Raw genomic sequence first — 16596 nt, 5'->3', positions numbered from 1 at the left:
CGACCCGCTCCAAAGCGTCACGCGGCGCCGGCCGGAGCAGCGCTACCTATCGGTAAGCTGCTCCGGCCAGCGCCGCGTGCGGTTACTGGCGGGGGCGGTTAAGGCTATTTTTTCTTCACCGGGCCCTTTGTGGCTGGGACTTTTGGTGTGGGGACCGGCGGGCCATCAGCTACTACCTGCCCGTTGCGGTAAGTGGCCTTTTCCTGCACGGTCTTGCCGTCGGGGCCGAAGGTGGTCCAGACGCCCGACTGCTTGCCGTTGCGGTAGAAGCCGGTGGTTTCCGGGGTGCCGTCTTCGCGCAGCTGGCGGAAAGTGCCCGTCTTGAGGCCCTTCACGTAAGTGGTTTCCGCCTTCAGCTTGCCCGACTCATAAAACTCCTGGCCGAGGCCGGTGGGCTTGCCGTTCTCATAAACCAGCTTGCTGAGGACGGTGCCGGTGGGCGAGTAGCTCAGCTTCTCGCCGGCCAGGCGCCCATTCACATACGTTTCCTGGGTGGCGGGCTGCTTGCCGCCGGGGTGGAAGGTGCGCCACTGCCCGGCCGGCTGCCCGGCCTTGAACTGCTGCTCGGCCTTCACGGTGCCGTCCTCGAAATAGGCCGTCACTTTCCGGTCGCGGCCCTGGTTGGCGTGCTCAATCTTCTGCTCCGGCTTGCCCGACTCGTAGAAATCTTCCTGCGTGCCCGTCAGCACGCCCTGGCGGTAGGTCATCTTGCTTTTGAGGGCGCCGCTTTCGTAGTAGGCTTTGGCCGGGCCTTCGAGGTTGGAGGTGCCGCCGGCCAGGCTGCGGGCCTGCTTGGTCAGGTCGTCGCCGAGCGGGTTTTTCACGGCGCGGCCCGCGAAGGTGCTGGCCACGTAGCTGCCCTCGGTCTGGAGCTTGCCGGAGCGGTAGTAGCTGCGGTAGCTGCCCTTGCCCGACTTATCGGCCAGCACTTCGGTTTCGGTCTGGCCGTTGTCGTAGTAGGTTTTGTAGGGACCGGCCAGCAGGCCGCGGCTGTATGTGGCTTCGCTCTGGAGCTGGCCGTTGGGGTAGTAGGTTTTCACCGGGCCGTTGGCCTGCCCATTCTGGTAGGTGATTTCCACCTTGGGCTTGCCCGAAGGGTACAGCTCGCGCACGGCCCCGGCGGGCTGGCCGGCGGCCAGCGTGGTTTCCAGCTTTACCTCGCCGTTGGGGTGGTAGTAGCGCAGCGTGCCGGTGGGCTGGTCGTTGTCGTAGGAGCCTTCCTGGGCGGGCTTGCCGGTTTCGTAGTAGGTCTTAAACGGCCCCTGGCGCACGCCCTGTTGGTACGTTACCTCCAGCCGGCGCTGGCCGTTGGGGTGAAACTCTACGTAGCTGGAGTCGCGCTTGCCGCCGGCGTAGCGGGTCTGGGCCTCCAGCTTGCCGGAGCGGTAAAAGCGCTTGTAAGGCCCTTCCATCACCGTATCGCTGGCCACCACGGCCGAGTAGATTTCACGCTTGCGGGTGTTGGTCGAGTCGAAGTAGGTGGTGAAGCGTCGCATCTTCTGGGCTTGGGCCGAGGTAGCGGCCGTGAGCAGGAGCAGGGCAAAGGCAGTTCGTTTCATAGGATCACGGATTAGCACGGATTTCAGCGGATTTCACGGATTTTGTGGACGATTCGCGGCTGTGAGCTACAACGCTGTTGCGCCCGCTACTGGTGCAAAGCAGATAAATCAAAGGTAGCACCGCCGGCTTTGCCAGCTCCGCCGAAGCGCATGGCAAGGCCGCGGCCACTGCCAGCGCTTGTAGCAGGGTAAGCACCTTGCGAACTGCCAGATCCTTGTGGCAGGCAGGCAAGAAGGCAGGCAGCCCCGGCCCCAGATGGATCAGCAAACAAAAGCCCTGCCGCAACGTTGCGGCAGGGCTTTATCTAATTTCAGAAATCGACTACAAAATCCGTGAAATCCGAATAATCCGGTTAAATCCGTGATTAGAGCTTCTCCAGCACGATGCTGCTGGCTCCGCCGCCACCGTTGCAGATGCCGGTCACGCCGATTTTGCCGCCTTCGTTCTGCAGCACGTTCAGCAGCGTCGTCACGATGCGGGCACCGGAGGCGCCGAGCGGGTGGCCCAGGCTTACAGCACCGCCGTACACGTTCACGTTTTTGCCTTCCAGGTTCAGCAGCTTGTTGTTGGCCAGCGACACCACCGAGAAAGCCTCGTTGATTTCGTAGAAATCCACTTCCGAAGCCTCCAGACCGGCGTGCTTCAGCGCCTTCGGAATAGCCAGCGACGGGGTGGTCGTGAACCACTCCGGAGCCTGCTCGGCATCGGCAAAGCCGCGCACGATGGCCAGCGGCTTCACGCCCAGGGCCTCGGCTTTCTCGCGGCTCATCAGTAGCACGGCAGCAGCACCGTCGTTGAGGGTAGAGGCGTTGGCGGCCGTCACGGAGCCTTCCTTGCCGAACGCGGGCTTGAGGGCCGCGAACTTGCTGAAATCAGCCTTGGTGTACTCCTCGTCGTCGCTGATAACGGTTTCCTTGCCGCGCACCGTGATGGTCACGGGCACGATTTCATCTTTCTTCTTGCCAGCCTGGGCGGCGGCGGCGCTCCGCTCGTAGCTCTGCTGGGCAAAGGCGTCCTGGTCTTCGCGCGTGATGCCATAGTGGGTGGCGGTGCGGTCGGCGGCTACGCCCATGGCGAAGTCGTGGTACGGGTCCCAGAGGCCGTCCTTCATCAGGCCGTCAATCATCTGGCCGTGACCGTACTTGGCGCCGAAACGGGCTTTATCGAGGTAATACGGTACGTTCGACATGCTTTCCATGCCGCCCGCCAGCACCACATCGGCTTGGCCCAGCATGATGGCCTGCGCGGCGTACATAATGGCTTTCGAGCCTGAAGCACACACTTTATTTACCGTGGTGCACTCCACCGTATCGGGCAGGCCGGCTTTCTTGGCGGCCTGGCGGGCAGGCGCTTGGCCCAGGTTGGCCGAAATTACGTTGCCCATTATCACCTGCTGAACTTCGGAGGCATCAACGCCGGCCTTTTCCAGCGCGCCCTTCAGGGCAATGGCACCCAGCTCCGTAGCCGACAGCGAGGCTAGGCTGCCGCCAAACGAGCCGATGGGCGTGCGAACGGCCGATACAATTACTACTTCTTTGATTTGCATAAAACAGGGGGTGGGGAAGTGGTTGGAATCTGTGGGTAAAGGTACGAGTGATTGGGGAATGGGCTGTAGGCGGCTGGCAGCCCGGTTTCGGACGCTTGCTGCCGCTGCCTTACCAGGCGGGTTTGTTGGGGTCGGGCTTGGCGGTAGCCGGGCGGGGCAGCTGCTGCAGGTATTGCTGCTCGGCCGCGCTGAGGGCCTCCAGAATCTGCCGGGCCTGGCCGCTGCTCAGGTTCATTTGCTGCAGGCGGGCCCGCTGGGTTTGCAGCTGAGCCTCATCGGGGGCGGCGGTTTCGGTGCCGGGCTGGCTGCTGGTGCCGCCGCGGCCCTCCGGGCCATCGGGCGAGTTGCTGAAGCCGCGGGTGTTGCCGGGCTGGCTGCCCTGGGCCACGCGGCGCTGCTCACCCTGGCCCGGCTGAAAGTTGCCGCTGGCGCTGTTGCCGAGTTGGTTGCTTGGCTGGTTGGGGTCGCGCTGGCCGTTTGGGTTGGCCTGGGGCTGCGCCGGGTTTTGCTTGTCCTGCGGGCTGTTGGGGTCGTCGAGCTGGCCCGGCCGGTCCTGGCCGGCACGGGACTGCGGCGCCGGGCTCGGCCCCGCCGACTTATCCGGCTGGCCATCGGTGCCGGGCGGAGCCTCAGCCGGAGTGGGGAGCGGAATGGTCGGGTCCTGCTGGCGCCGCGTGAGGTATTCGCTCACTACCTCGTAGTTGTAGCGGGCCAGCGCATTGGCCGGATTGGTTTGCAGCGCCTGCCGAAGCAGCCCCAGCGCCTGGGCGTAGTCGCCTTTGCGGGTGGCCAGCACGGCCAGCTGCTGCTGGGCAGTGCTGCGCACCACCGCCGAGCGACTGGTCAACAGCCGGCCGTAGGCGTTGCGGGCCAGGGCAGTCTGGCCGGCCCGGGTGCTGGCATGGCCCAGGTTGAGCAGGATGGCCTCATCCGTAGCGCCGAGCTCCTGCACCGCCTTATTATATAGTTGCGTAGCCCGCACAAAATCTGCGCGGCGGTAGGCTGCCTGGGCCTGCTGCACCGCCTCGTTCCGGTCGTGGATAGTGCGCAACCCACCCAGGCCCCCCAGCAGCGTCAGCAACATAATACCTGCGTGCTTCATAGCTTGATTACGCGAACCGTGAGCAATATGTCCAGCGCCATCAGCGCTAGTGCCAGCGCCAGCGGATACCGGTAGCGGTTGTCGGCCACGGATACGGTGCGCACCTGCTCGGTCTGGCCTTCCAGCCGGTTGAGTGCATTTACCAGCAACGGAAACTCGTCGCGGCGGTCAGACAGCTCGAAATACCGGCCCCCGGTTTGTTCGGCCAGCCGCTGCAATGGAGTAGGAGAGAGGCGGCTCACCGCGTCGCGGCCGCGGGCGTCGCGCACGAAGCCGCCTTTTTCGCGTGGCAGGCGGGAGCCATCCAGCGTGCCTACGCCCAGCGCAAACAGGCGGGCACCCGAGCGCGCCAGCAGCCGCAGCGTTGGCTCCAGGTTTTCCCCAAAATCCTCCCCGTCGCTGACCAGCACCAGCGCCGTCGCGCGCGGCGACGTGGCCGGCAGCTTGTTGAGGCGTGCCAGCACCAGCTCCAGCGGCGGCGTCAGGTCGGTGGTGCCCGCTGGCACCAGGTTGGTTTGCAGCGTGCTCAAAAACAGCTGCAGGGCGCTTTGGTCATAGGTGAGGGGGCATTGCACGTAGGCTTCCGCCGCAAATACAATCAGTCCAATCCGGTCGGCCTGAAAGCGGGAGGCCAGCTGAGCCAACTCGGCCTTGGCCTTTTGCAGGCGGGTGGGCGCAATATCCGGGGCATCCATGGAGCGCGACAGGTCCACCAGCAGCCACACGTCTTTGCCGGTGGTGCGCACCGGCTGCCGGGTGAGGCCATATGCCGGGCCCAGCAGAGCCATGCCCAGCAACCCCATATACAGGAACCGCAGCGTCAGTTTCCAGCCCAGCCGCCAGCCTTTTTGGTTGAGCGGAGCCGCCAAACGGCGGGTCCGGAAAAAAAATCCGAGGTAGAGCGCAAAAAAAATGCTGAGTGCCGCCACCTCTTTCCACGACACGGAATAGGCCCAGTTCAGCATGGCGAAAGAGCAGGCAACAAAATGAAAATCATGTGAAAAGCAGCGCGGGAAGTAGGGAGCGGCGAGGCAAAGATAGGTGCTGGCGCAGCCCGTGCAGCAGCCCAGGGTACAGCCAAGTTCAAGATATTTTTTTTGAAAAAGGGGTGTTTATCGGTTCTCCTAGTATATTTGCACACTCTTCAGCCGGAAGGGACCACCAACGGAGAGGTGGGTGAGTGGCTTAAACCAGTAGTTTGCTAAACTGCCGTAGCTCTAAAGGTTACCGGGGGTTCGAATCCCCCCCTCTCCACAATTCTTTAAGATGAGGAATTGAGAATCGGCAATGCCAATTGCTCCTGAGCGTAGTAACTCAGACTCTCAGTTCCTCATTCTTTTTTCGGGGTGTAGCGTAGCCCGGTATCGCGCCTGCTTTGGGAGCAGGAGGCCGCAGGTTCGAATCCTGCCACCCCGACCATCGAATAGCCGTCAGCCCACCTCTGGGGCGGGCGGCTATTTGTTTTTGACCCCGTAGCTCAGCTGGATAGAGCAGCTGCCTTCTAAGCAGCCGGTCATTGGTTCGAATCCAATCGGGGCCACGTTAAAAATGAGCCACTTAGCTTGATTGCTGGGTGGCTTTTTTATTCGACATTTATTTCCTGCCACTCGCCTGCACCTATGAAATCCACCCTGATTGTGGGATGCTAGAAGAACCACGTCCAGTTGTTAAAGCAACAAAGCGTGACAACTTTATGCATGGTATGAATCTGTTGAAGTAATTAGGATAGAGTTATTGAATAGTTAGATAATCTTCAAATTTCTATAAATCAGATGATTGCTAAACTGGCATCTGATTGATTGCTACTTAGGTCTAACTACCGAGGGGCGCGGGGCAAAAGCTCACACCACAGGTTACGGTGCGCTCAGCTACTTACTGCTCTCGCTCACTGAGCTGTTGTGCAAGGTATCTGCCAGTGGCTCCTGCATAGCAGCAAGTCGGGCTTGATTTGGCTTTTTTGTTGGAAACCCATACATTGAACTGCGAAAATTTCAGTTTTTTGCCTGTTTCTCACCCTTCATCACCATTTGCATCATGAAAAAAACTCTACTCGGTATTACTTTCCTTTTAGGGCTCGGCCTACAAGGCTACAGCCAAGGTACTCCGGCTATCACTTCATTCACTGCACAGAACTCCAACCTGCCAGCCGATTTCCGTATTGTCGGGATTCAGGCTATTGATGCCAACACCGCCTGGGGGCTGGCCGGTACGCTCAATCCGGCGGGTACCAGCATTGATGCCAACACCTATTTGCGCACCACCAACGGCGGCACTGCCTGGCAGGGTGGTCTGATTGCCCCGGCGGGTTTCACCGGCTACACCGCCGGTAACCTCTACGCCGTGAACAGCACCACTGCCTGGGCTGCTATGTTCGATGGGACGAACGGCGGTGGCCTGATTGCCAAAACATCTGATGGGGGAGCCACTTGGGTTGCCCAGACCAACCCTGCCGCCGGCCAGTTCGCTGCTCCGGATGGCTTCGGTAACTTCGTGTATTTCTTCGATGCCAACAACGGTGTATGCATGGGCGACCCCAACCGCCAGGGTACCTCGAGCATTAAGTTTTTTGAAATCTATACCACCACCAACGGTGGTACCACCTGGGTGCGCACGCCCCGCGCCAACGGCTTGGCCAGCAACACCAGCGAATACGGCGTAGTGAACCAGTACACCGTGGTGGGCAACACTATCTGGTTTACGTCGCTCTACGACCCGACCTCCATCACGTCGCCCTCGCGTGTTTTCAAGTCCACTGACCGCGGCTTGAACTGGACTTCGGTAAATAGCAACATTTCCAACCGCGTATCGGGCGTAACTTTTGCCACCGCCAACAACGGCCTGATCTGGAATAATGAGAACCTGAGCGTGACCACCAACGGTGGTACGTCCTGGACGACCCAGACCTACAGCACGCCCTTCCGTGATTCGGATGTGAAAGCCATTCCCGGCAGCAACACGTACGTAGCGGTTGGTCTTGATGCTCGCGTGGCCACGCCTTCGGCCGCCGATATCGGAACTTCCATCAGCCGCGACAATGGTGCCACCTGGACTACTATCGACAACCGGGCGCAGTATTTGTCGGTTAGCTTTGCTTCAGGCACAGTAGGCTGGGCCGGTGGGTTCTCGGCCCCTGCCGGCGGCGGTGGCATCGGCAAGTACACGGGCACCAACATCCTGTCCAACCGCAATGCTGAGCTACAGAAAGCTCTGGCTGTTTACCCTAACCCCAGCACAACCGGTGTATTCACGGTGCAACTGGCTTCGGGCCTGAAAACGGGTGCCACGGTGCGTGTGTTCGACGTAGTAGGCCGCCAGGTAGCTGCCCAGACGCTGAACGCCACGGCTGTAGCAGCCAAGTCTACCACCGTAGACCTGAGCAGCGAAAAGGCCGGTATCTACACGCTGGAGCTGCGCACCGACGCTGGGGTAGCTCAGCAGAAGCTGGTGGTTGAATAGTAGCCATCAGTAGTATATGCATTCTGAAGCCCCCATTCCTCCCGAATGGGGGCTTTTTTGCTATTTGGCCGTTGTCAGCCAAACATTTTTATTTGCTGGTGCTCTTACTGTCAACTTCTCTAAAACATCCATCTTTCCTTCCATTCATCCTTTCCTCATGTACAAACCACTACTATTCGTATCCGCATTTCTTGCCATGGGTGCCACCGCGCAGGCCCAGTGGGCAACCCAGCCGATCAGCTTTGCCAATCCGGCCGCCTCGCCGGCCCTGATTGAGGCCGTCAGCCCTACCGTAGTCTGGACGATTGGCTATGATTTCACAGACGAAGACTCCAACCTCGTGGCGGTAAGCACCAACGGTGGGGTTTCCTGGTCGACCTCGACGGTGACGGGCGTGGATAATACCTCAGAATTCGTGTCGTCGCTGGCTGCTATTAGCAATACCACTGCGTGGGTGACGGTTGTTGGCAACCGGGCCGATGGCCGGGTAATGAAAACCACCGACGGCGGCCAGACCTGGGTGCGCCAGACCACGGCGGCGCAGTTTGGCAGCATCAACAGCTACCCATCCATTATCCACTTCTTCAATGCCAACGATGGCGTAGTGATAGGGGACCCGACCACGGATGGCGGCCCTTTTGAGATGTACACCACATCTAATGGCGGGGCTACCTGGACAGCCGTGGCAACTCCACCAGTTTCTGACTCCCGCGAAGACACGTACGACGACGCCTATGCCATGGTGGGCAACACCATCTGGTGCGGCACTTTCCAGGGACGCATCCTGCGCAGCACAGACAAGGGGCTGACCTGGACGGCGCCGGTTCCCAGTGGATTGGATGCCGTGCGGAATATCGCGTTCCGGGATGCTCAGAACGGCCTGGCTATATTCCTGGATGAGGACACCGGCGAGCGGCAACTGTCTCGCACCACCGACGGCGGGCTCACCTGGGCCCGGGTAAACTACACTGGCACCATGCCCGGTTTCGGCCTCGACAACGTGCCCGGTACCAACCAGTACGTGAGCACCGGCCTCGATCTGGGCGACGGCATCAAGGGCACGGCCTACACCCGCGACAACGGCCAGAGCTGGGTGACAATAGAAAGCACCAACAATAACCTGTACGTAGACTTTGTCAGCCCAACCGCGGGCTGGACGGGCGGCCTGAACATCATGACTGGGGCTGGCCAGGGAATGCGCCGTTTCACCAGTTCCGTGCTGGGTGCCAAGCAGGCCACTACCGAACAGCTCGGCTATAGCGTGTATCCTAACCCAAGCGCCGATGGCCGCTTTGAAGTACGCGCCAAGGAACCCCGCACCGGCGCGATGCTGCGCGTATCCGACGCGCTGGGCCGGGAGGTAGCTCGCCGTCCGTTGACGGGCAACGGCACCGCTCCTGTCACGCTCGACCTGAGCCAGTATCAGGCCGGAGTGTACACGCTCGAAATTAGTTCGGCTGCCGGCACCGCCCACCAGAAGCTAGTGGTGAAATAGGCTGCTGCTCCATACGCCGACTGGCGAAAAAGCCTCCGTTCGAAAAGAATGGGGGCTTTTTTTACTATTTGGCCACCGTCAGCCAACCGTTTTTGGCTTCGTGTACTCTACCTGTCAACTTCCATCTTTTCCATCTACTATGCGCAAACAATTATGCATGCTGGGCTTTCTGCTGGCGTTTGGTTCGGCCCAAGTTCAGGCCCAATGGGTCAACCAGCCCGTGAACAACCCTACGCCTGACCAGTTCAACCTGCTCATCTCTGCCGTAGATGCCAACGTGGCCTGGACCACCGTGGTGGGCAGTGAGGATTTCTTCACCCAGCTGTTCAGCCGCACCACCAATGGCGGCACTACCTGGACCACGCTAGCCATTCCGGGCCTAACGCCCAACGACCTCGTGACCAGTATCTACGCCCGGAACGCCACCACTGCCTGGGTGACGGTGGCCGCCGATTTCGTAGGGCCCGGCCGCATCCTGCGCACCACCGACGGCGGGGCCAGCTGGGTCACCCAGACCACGGCCAACCAGTTTGCCGGCAACAACAGCTTCCCGACCGTGGTACGCTTTTTCGATGCGGTGAACGGCGTGGCTCTGGGCAACCCTAACAATGGGCGCTTTGAAATCTACACTACCAGCAATGCCGGCGAAACCTGGACGGCCATTCCGGCCGCCAACGCGCCCCAGCCTCAGGGGCTGGAAGACCTGGTGACCGGCGTGCCGGTGGTGGCCCAAGCCGGCAACAGCATCTGGGTGGCCACCGACGAGGGCCGAATGCTGCGCTCCACCGACCGAGGCCTGACCTGGGCTGTATCCTCCACCGGGCTGACGTACCCAGCAAACATGGCCTTCCGCGACGCCCTTAACGGCTTGGCCCTGGATGAAGACGGCAGCTACGTGCGCACCACCGACGGTGGGGCCACCTGGGCGGCCCTCAACCCCACCGGTTCTGTGCGCCGCATCGGCCTCGACAATGTGCCCGGCACCCGCACCTACGTGTCGACGGGGTTTGGCGCCTACGGTCCCGGCTCGTCGTATTCCACCGACGACGGCCAGACCTGGGTAACCCTCGAATCGACCATCAACCACGCGTTGGTGGACTTCGTCAGCCCCAGCGTGGGCTGGTCGGCAGGCCTGCTGGTGGATGCCGATGGCGAGGTAGCGGGCGGCAACGGCATGAACAAGTACACCGGTATTACGCTGGCAACCAATGCCGCCCTGGCTTCGCGCCTGGGCATCAGTGCCTTCCCCAACCCAGCGCCCGATGGCCGCTTTGTGGTGCGGGCCAGTGGCCTGAAAGCCGCCACCCCGGCGCGCGTGCTCGATGGCCTGGGCCGCACCGTGCGGACCGAAACCTGGACCTCGCCCGCGCTGGCCCCGCTTTCGCTGGACCTGAGCCAGCAGCCGGTGGGCGTGTATGTGCTGGAGTTGAGCACCCCCGAAGGGCTCGTGCGCCAGAAGCTGGTGGTGCGCTAAGCGGCCGAAGCGTCAGGAATATCGGATTATTCGAAGGCCTGTTCCCTGCCCGGAGCAGGCCTTTTTTTGCCTATGCTCCGGCGGCCTTTCTTGCCACTGTTAGGCGGGCTTATTCGGGGCTGGCGCTAGCAAAAACGGGATATTTTCGGTACTTTTGTAGGATAGCATCCTAGCTGAACTTACGCCCGAAACATGAGCGAAACACAAGAGATAATCGGTGCCTCGGACTACTCCGCGGATAGCATTCAGGTACTCGAAGGGCTCGAAGCGGTACGCAAGCGTCCTTCCATGTACATCGGCGACACTGGCGCGAAAGGCCTTCACCACCTGGTGTGGGAGGTAGTGGATAACTCCATTGACGAAGCCCTGGCCGGCCAGTGCGACCGAATCGAGGTGAGCATTCACCCCGGCAACTCCATTTCTGTACAAGACAACGGCCGCGGGATTCCCGTCGGCATCAACCAGAAGTTCGGCAAATCAGCCCTCGAAATTGCCCTGACCGTGCTGCACGCCGGCGGCAAGTTCGACAAGAACAGCTACAAGACCTCCGGCGGCCTGCACGGCGTGGGCGTGTCCTGCGTGAATGCCCTCAGCACCCACACCCACGTGAAGGTGCAGCGCGAAGGCCGCATGTACGAGCAGGAATACACCATTGGCGTGCCCCAGTACGACGTGCGCGAAATCGGGCCTGCTGACGGCCGCGGCACCTACGTGTGGTTCCAACCTGATGGCACCATCTTCGACGAAACGCTGGAGTACTCCTACGAGCGGATTGCCACCCGCCTGCGCGAGCTGGCCTACCTCAACCGCGGCATCCGCATCATCCTCACTGACCTGCGCGAGCAGGCCGCCGATGCCGAAGGCCAGCCGCTGCGCACCGAGTTCTACTCGGAAGGCGGTGTGGCCGAGTACGTGCAGTACCTCGACAGCAGCCGCACAGTGCTCATGACCAAGCCCGTGTACGTGGCTACGGAGCGCGGCATTCCGGTGGAAGTGGCGTTCCAGTACAACGACTCGTACCAGGAGCACATCTTCTCCTACGTCAACAACATCAACACCCACGAGGGCGGCACGCACGTGGCAGGCTTCCGCTCGGCCATTACGCGGGTGCTGAAAGCCTACGCCGAGAAATCGGGCGAGGTGGCCAAGGCCAAAATTGAAATTCAGGGCGACGACTTCCGCGAAGGCCTCACCGCCGTTATTTCGGTGAAGGTGGCCGAGCCCAAGTTTGAGGGCCAGACCAAAGGCAAGCTGGGCAACTCCGAAGTGAGCGGCGCCGTGAACCAGGTAGTAGGCGAAATCCTCAATCAGTATCTGGAGGAAAACCCCAAGGAAGCCCGCGTCATCGTCGAGAAGGTGATTCTGGCTGCCAAAGCCCGCGTAGCCGCCAAGAAGGCCCGCGAAATGGTGCAGCGCAAAACCGTGCTGGGCTCCAACTCGCTGCCCGGCAAGCTCGCCGACTGCTCGGAGTCAGACCCCGCCATCTGCGAGCTGTACCTGGTGGAAGGTGACTCGGCTGGCGGCACCGCCAAGCAGGGCCGCAACCGCGCCTTCCAGGCCATTCTGCCGCTGCGGGGTAAGATCCTGAACGTAGAGAAGGCCCAGGAGCACCGCATCTACGAAAACGAGGAAATCCGGAACATGATTACGGCCCTCGGCGTGAGCTTCGAAAAGAAGACCGACGAAGACGACGGCAGCACCAGCCGCTCGCTGAACCTCGACAAGCTGCGCTACCACAAGGTCATCATCATGACCGATGCTGACATCGACGGCTCGCACATCCGGACCCTGATCCTGACGTTCTTCTTCCGCTACATGCCGGAGCTGATCGAGAAAGGCTACATCTACATCGCGCTGCCGCCGCTGTATCTGGTGAAGCGCGGCAAGGAAGAGCGCTACTGCTGGACCGAAGAGGAGCGCATGGCTGCCCAGGAAGAAATGGGCCGCGGCAAGCCCGAAACGGTGAACGTGCAGCGCTACAAAGGCCTCGGCGAAATGAACGCCGAGCAGCTCTGGACCACCACCATGCAGCCCGACACCCGCTCCCTGAAGCGTGTAGACGTGGACTCGGGCGTGGAAGCCGACCACCTCTTCTCCATGCTGATGGGCGACGAAGTGGCCCCCCGCCGCGACTTCATCGAGAAAAACGCCAAGTACGCCAAGCTGGACGTGTAACGCGCTGATACTAAAAAAAGCCCGCTCCGTGAGCGGGCTTTTTTATTGATGCCTGCCAACCAACAAACCCCGTAGAAGCAGCTACATTTATTAAAAGCGCAACAGAAGGTCCGGTACCAGCGTGTATCTTGCCGTACTGCCTTCTGGATGCCCTTCCTTCGTTATGAAACTCTTCAAGTCTGCCGACCTTATCCGCAAAAGCAAATACATCAGCCGCGACCTGAGCTGGCTGCGCTTCAACTATCGCGTGCTCGACCAGGCCAAGGACGCCGGCCGGCCGCTGTTCGACCGGCTGCGGTTTCTGGCCATCACGTCGTCGAATCTGGATGAGTTCTTCATGATTCGCGTCGGCTCGCTTTACAACTACCTCGATTACGGCAAGGAGCGGGTCGACTACTCGGGGCTGCGCGAGCTGCCCTTCCGGCGCAAGCTGCTCGACTTCGCCCACCGCTTCGTCAACGACCAGTCGATGACGTACCTGAACGAGCTGAAGCCGCAGTTCGAGAAGAACGGCTTCAACATCCTGCGCATGGACGAGTTGACGGAGCTGGAACTGAAGAAGGCCGACGGCTACTTCAAGAACACCATCTTCCCGCTGCTCACGCCGATGGTGTACGACTCGTACCACGGCTTTCCGCTGATGATGAACCAGATGCTCATTCTGGGCGTGGTGACGCGCACCGGTACCGGCGACCTGGAAACCGAGAAAGGGCAGGAGCGCCTCACGTTCGTGCAGATTCCGCAGAACCTGACGCGCTTCTTCGAGCTCACGCGCAAGGAGAAGGTGCTGTTTGTGCCGATTGAGGAAATCGTGCGGGCCAACTTGCCCAAGCTGTTCCGCAACGTGGAAATCGAGTCGGCCGACCTGTTCCGCATCACCCGCAACGGCGACTTCACGCTGGAAGAATCCGAGGACATCGATACCGATTTCATCAAGGAGCTGCAGCAGGGCCTCAAGACGCGCAAGCGCGGCCGCGTGGTGCGCCTGGAAGTGGAGCCCAACGCCTCGGCGCTGCTGATGACCGTGCTCAAGGAGCGCTGGAAAATCGATAACGGCAACGTGTTCGTTATCAACTCGCTGATTGACCTGAAGGGGCTGCTGCAGATTCTCAAGCATCCCAACTTCCGCGGCAAAACCTCGCGCCAGCCCGCCCCTATTGCGCCGCTGAGTTTGCCCGAGGGTGCCGACGAGAACCTGTTCGAGTACCTCAAGCACCACGATGTGCTGCTGCACCACCCCTACAACAGCATCGAGCCGATGGTGCGGCTGCTGGAGCAGGCCGCCGAAGACCCGCAGGTGCTGGGCATCAAGCAAACCATCTACCGCCTCGCCGACGACTCGCGCGTGACGGCGGCGCTGCTGAAGGCGGCTGAAAACGGCAAGCACGTGTCGGTGCTGTTTGAAATCAAGGCCCGATTCGATGAGGAGCGCAACATCCGGGAGGGCGCGCGGCTGGAAAAGGCCGGCTGCTTCGTGATTTACGGCGTGAGCAAGTACAAGACGCACACCAAGATGCTGATGGTCATCCGGAAGGAAGGCGAGAAGGTGACGCGCTACGTGCACATCGGCTCAGGCAACTACAACGAGCAAACCAGCAAGCTCTACACCGACGTGAGTTTGCTCACGACCAACGACGTGTACGGCCACGACGTGTCGGAATTCTTCAACGTCATCACCGGCCACTCGCAGCCCGACGACTACGAGTACCTGATTACGGCGCCCAAAGATATGCGCCAGCAGCTGGTGCACCTGATCCGGGAAGAAGCCCGCAACGCCAAAAAAGGCCTGCCCAGCGGCATTGTTATCAAAATCAACTCCCTGGAAGACAAGGAGGTGATTGACGAGCTGTATAAGGCGTCGAAGGCCGGCGTGCCCATCCGCCTGATTGTGCGCGGCATCTGCTGCCTGCGGCCGGGCCGCCCCAGCCTGAGCGAAAACATTGAAGTGCGTAGCGTGGTCGGCGATTTGCTGGAGCACTCGCGCCTGTTCTATTTCCACCAGGCCGGGCAGCCGCGCCTCTACGCCGGCTCGGCCGACGTTATGGTGCGCTCCTTCGACCGGCGCATCGAGGCGCTGTTCCTGATTGTGAATCCGCAGCTCAAGCGCGAGGCCATCGGCATCCTGATGCTCAACCTGCTCGACAACCAGAACAGCTACGTCATGCGCGAGGACGGCGCCTACATCCGGCGCCAGCCGCAGCCCGACGAGGTGATTGTGAACGTGCACAAAGACTTCTACCGCCGCGATGAAGAGCGCCTGGCTAACGCCACGCCCGACAGCATGCTGGCCTTGCTGACGGCAGCTAAAGCTGTGGAAGAGGCCGCCGCCCTGGCTGCCGCCGAAGCGCCCGTGGAAGCCTGCAGCCCCGAAGAGGAAGCATCGGCCGACGAGCCGGAAGCGGAAACCGTGGAGTACGTGGTAGCTGCCGAAGCCGAAGAAAAAGAAGAAGCCGACCGCACCAACGCGTAAAAGCAGCGTGTCATTGCGAGGACGAAGGACATTCCGCGTAGCAAGCGGCGTCAATCCTTCCTGTCCGTGTTCTAAGCTAACCTAAGCAGAAAGCCCTCCGGCGTTAGTGTACTACACTACTGCCGGAGGGCTTTCTTTGTTGATGGCGGGCAGTAGCGCGAAGCCTTTGCTTCGCGCTTTCGACGCCTATCACAACTGGTGGCTCAGGCGCGAAGCACAGGCCTCGCGCTACTGGTTGGCCGTTTACTCTACCTCGGTGGGGCGGCTTTGCACTGTTGGAATGGGCGTGCGGTTGGAGTGGTCGTCGCGGGCCCGGATTTCGTCGAAATGCTCCTCGAACAGGGTCTGAAGCATGCCGTCTTTCAGGCCGATGTCGGGCACGATCATCTGGCTGATGTTGGCCCATTCCATAGCCGACAGGTAGATGTGGCCGGCCGGCACGATGACGTCGGCGCGGTCGGGGTTGAGCATGGCCACGTTGACGCGCTCGTCCATGCTCAGGCTGGTCAGGTGGTCGAGGATGGTGCCGATGCGGCGGCGCGTGACAGGCTTGTCGAGCTGAGGTTGAGCCAGGCTGTAGAGCTTGTTGATGTTGCCACCCGTGCCAATGGCTCGGGTGACGTGGTAGCGACGGGCATTTTCCGTCACCCATTCTTCCATGCGCTGCCACAGGCCGGCCTGGGCATCGGTGTTGGCGAGGCCGCTTTCTTCCTGTTGCATGCGCCGGATCGAGCCAATCTCAAACGACTGCGACGCCACCTTGCGGCGGTCGTGGTAGATGTTGAACTCGGTGCTGCCGCCGCCCACATCGATGTGCAGGTAGTGCTTTTTGTCTTCGAGCAGGTGCTCGATTACGCGGTTGATGTAGGCGGCCTCGGCTTGGCCGTCAATCACCTGCACCGACATGCCCAGCTCCTGCTGAATGCGGGCGGCTACTTCGGCGCCGTTGGTGGCCGTGCGCATGGCCGAGGTGGCGCAGATCAGGTAGTGGTTGGGGGCCACGTCGTGCACTTCCATCAGCAGCTTCAGCGCGTGCAGAAACTTGATGAACTTCTCCTGCTTCTTCTCCGAAATGGTGCCGGTGGCAAACACGTCTTCGCCGAGGCGCAGCGGATAGCGCACGTACTCCACCCGCTTGAGCCGGTACCGGTCGCCGTAGTGCAGAACTGCTGAAATCTGACAGCGAACAGCGTTGGAACCGATATCAATGGCGGCAAGCTTCAGCAGAGGATATTGCACGGGCAGTGGGGTTGGCGAGAGGAGTGAGGGCAAAGATAGCCGTTTGGGCAAAACAGGCCCTTTTCTAATGGCTGGGGTA

Annotated in this window: 11 protein-coding genes and 3 tRNA genes; 8 read left to right on the top strand and 6 right to left on the bottom strand. The window is 60.9% G+C overall.

Features of this window, described 5'->3' with window-relative positions; translation table 11 throughout:
* Window positions 1–104 precede the first annotated feature (104 nt).
* From N008_RS19425 to N008_RS19410, 5 genes are all read right to left on the bottom strand, one after another.
* Window positions 105–1559 (bottom strand): toxin-antitoxin system YwqK family antitoxin, encoded by a 1455-nt coding sequence (locus N008_RS19425; RefSeq protein WP_052381771.1) that lies wholly within the window; start codon window positions 1557–1559, stop codon window positions 105–107.
* 4 nt (window positions 1560–1563) lie between these two features.
* Window positions 1564–1827, bottom strand: a complete 264-nt coding sequence (locus tag N008_RS23355; protein WP_156109418.1) for a hypothetical protein — start codon at window positions 1825–1827, stop codon at window positions 1564–1566.
* Window positions 1828–1924: 97 nt separating this feature from the next.
* Window positions 1925–3106 carry an acetyl-CoA C-acyltransferase gene (locus tag N008_RS19420; RefSeq protein ID WP_270128329.1) on the bottom strand — a complete coding sequence of 394 codons (1182 nt, stop codon included), beginning with the start codon at window positions 3104–3106 and terminating at the stop codon, window positions 1925–1927.
* A 109-nt stretch (window positions 3107–3215) separates the two neighbouring features.
* Window positions 3216–4208 carry a hypothetical protein gene (locus N008_RS21975; RefSeq protein ID WP_052381770.1) on the bottom strand — a complete coding sequence of 331 codons (993 nt, stop codon included), beginning with the start codon at window positions 4206–4208 and terminating at the stop codon, window positions 3216–3218.
* The gene (locus N008_RS19410; protein ID WP_052381769.1) at window positions 4205–5173 is read right to left on the bottom strand and encodes a VWA domain-containing protein; all 969 of its coding nucleotides are present in this window, start codon (window positions 5171–5173) and stop codon (window positions 4205–4207) included. Before N008_RS19410 ends, N008_RS21975 begins: the two co-directional genes overlap by 4 nt.
* Before the next feature lie 201 nt (window positions 5174–5374).
* On the opposite strand from N008_RS19410, the gene N008_RS19405 reads away from it, so the two are divergent.
* The 8 genes from N008_RS19405 to ppk1 all read left to right on the top strand — a co-directional run bounded on the left by N008_RS19405 (window position 5375) and on the right by ppk1 (window position 15278).
* Window positions 5375–5462 (top strand) — tRNA-Ser (locus N008_RS19405).
* 88 nt (window positions 5463–5550) lie between these two features.
* A tRNA-Pro gene (locus N008_RS19400) sits at window positions 5551–5627 on the top strand.
* Window positions 5628–5674: 47 nt separating this feature from the next.
* Window positions 5675–5748, top strand: a tRNA-Arg gene (locus N008_RS19395).
* Between the two features lie 494 nt (window positions 5749–6242).
* Entirely contained in the window at window positions 6243–7664 is a 1422-nt protein-coding gene (locus tag N008_RS19390) for a T9SS type A sorting domain-containing protein (protein WP_044017936.1), read from the top strand.
* 196 nt (window positions 7665–7860) lie between these two features.
* Window positions 7861–9159: a T9SS type A sorting domain-containing protein gene (locus N008_RS19385; RefSeq protein ID WP_044017935.1), complete on the top strand. Its 1299-nt coding sequence runs from the start codon at window positions 7861–7863 to the stop codon at window positions 9157–9159.
* Window positions 9160–9298: 139 nt separating this feature from the next.
* Complete coding sequence (locus N008_RS19380; RefSeq protein ID WP_081910898.1) at window positions 9299–10633, top strand: T9SS type A sorting domain-containing protein; 1335 nt, start codon at window positions 9299–9301, stop codon at window positions 10631–10633.
* Window positions 10634–10825: 192 nt separating this feature from the next.
* The gene (gene gyrB / locus N008_RS19375; protein ID WP_044017933.1) at window positions 10826–12808 is read left to right on the top strand and encodes a DNA topoisomerase (ATP-hydrolyzing) subunit B; all 1983 of its coding nucleotides are present in this window, start codon (window positions 10826–10828) and stop codon (window positions 12806–12808) included.
* Window positions 12809–12971: 163 nt separating this feature from the next.
* Complete coding sequence (ppk1, locus tag N008_RS19370) at window positions 12972–15278, top strand: polyphosphate kinase 1 (protein WP_081910897.1); 2307 nt, start codon at window positions 12972–12974, stop codon at window positions 15276–15278.
* Window positions 15279–15521: 243 nt separating this feature from the next.
* On the opposite strand, the gene N008_RS19365 is transcribed toward ppk1, so the two are convergent.
* The gene (locus tag N008_RS19365; RefSeq protein ID WP_052381768.1) at window positions 15522–16517 is read right to left on the bottom strand and encodes a Ppx/GppA phosphatase family protein; all 996 of its coding nucleotides are present in this window, start codon (window positions 16515–16517) and stop codon (window positions 15522–15524) included.
* Between the last annotated feature and the right edge of the window lie 79 nt (window positions 16518–16596).

This window comes from Hymenobacter sp. APR13 (genome assembly GCF_000737515.1).
Taxonomy (GTDB): domain Bacteria; phylum Bacteroidota; class Bacteroidia; order Cytophagales; family Hymenobacteraceae; genus Hymenobacter.
Note: the sequence above shows the minus strand (reverse complement) of the source record. Positions and strands in the feature narration are given on the sequence as shown.

Bases quoted from the DNA above. Each gene is read 5' to 3' on its own strand.
- N008_RS19380 (WP_081910898.1), top strand. From the start codon at position 9,299: ATGCGCAAACAATTATGCATGCTGGGCTTTCTGCTGGCGTTTGGTTCG.
- N008_RS19420 (WP_270128329.1), bottom strand. From the start codon at position 3,106: ATGCAAATCAAAGAAGTAGTAATTGTATCGGCCGTTCGCACGCCCATC.
- ppk1 (WP_081910897.1), top strand. From the start codon at position 12,972: ATGAAACTCTTCAAGTCTGCCGACCTTATCCGCAAAAGCAAATACATC.
- N008_RS21975 (WP_052381770.1), bottom strand. From the start codon at position 4,208: ATGAAGCACGCAGGTATTATGTTGCTGACGCTGCTGGGGGGCCTGGGT.
- N008_RS19385 (WP_044017935.1), top strand. From the start codon at position 7,861: ATGGGTGCCACCGCGCAGGCCCAGTGGGCAACCCAGCCGATCAGCTTT.
- N008_RS19425 (WP_052381771.1), bottom strand. From the start codon at position 1,559: ATGAAACGAACTGCCTTTGCCCTGCTCCTGCTCACGGCCGCTACCTCG.
- gyrB (WP_044017933.1), top strand. From the start codon at position 10,826: ATGAGCGAAACACAAGAGATAATCGGTGCCTCGGACTACTCCGCGGAT.
- N008_RS19390 (WP_044017936.1), top strand. From the start codon at position 6,243: ATGAAAAAAACTCTACTCGGTATTACTTTCCTTTTAGGGCTCGGCCTA.
- N008_RS19410 (WP_052381769.1), bottom strand. From the start codon at position 5,173: ATGCTGAACTGGGCCTATTCCGTGTCGTGGAAAGAGGTGGCGGCACTC.